Source organism: Vibrio sp. 1402 (assembly GCF_033340275.1).
Genome location: NZ_JAWOWE010000647.1, coordinates 1 through 532 on the forward strand (window position 1 = coordinate 1; position 532 = coordinate 532).

Consider the following 532-nt stretch of genomic DNA (forward strand, 5'->3'; position numbering starts at 1 on the left):
AGCGTACCGCCTAGCACTGCGATTGGTACGTTCTTCTCTGGGTTTTCTACCGCTTCAGAGTTCGCACAAGCTGATTCAAGACCAAGGAATGCCCATAGCGTCATCGCAATAGAAGCACTCACTGCTTCACCAAATGGCAAGCTGTGTGGGTTCCAAGCTTCAATGTACATGGTTGGGTTAAACCAGAACCAACCAACAATACCCAATGAACACACTGGTAGGATTACGCCCCACACGGTGAATGTACCAATTTGACCTGTGATTTTCGCACCACCGAAGTTAGCGAAAGTACAAATCCAAAGAATGGCGATGGTGTACAAACAGGTTTCGACCGGAGATAGGGTCACTTCAAAGAATGCGGAGCCGTAACCCACACAAGTAATCGCGATCGCAATGTTCGCAATAAGGAGCGACAAACCGTAAGTCCAGCCCGCCATAAATGCACCCGATTTACCGAATGCATAAGACGCGTAACCGTTCATACCACCGTCACGTTTACTAAAGCGACCACATTTTGCAAACACATAGGCCA

The 532-nt window shown here is 48.1% G+C and carries 1 protein-coding gene; it reads right to left on the reverse strand.

The annotated features are described in order from the left end of the window. On the reverse strand, positions 1–532 hold a 532-nt coding region (locus R7044_RS27730; protein WP_225456301.1), incomplete at both ends, for an amino acid permease.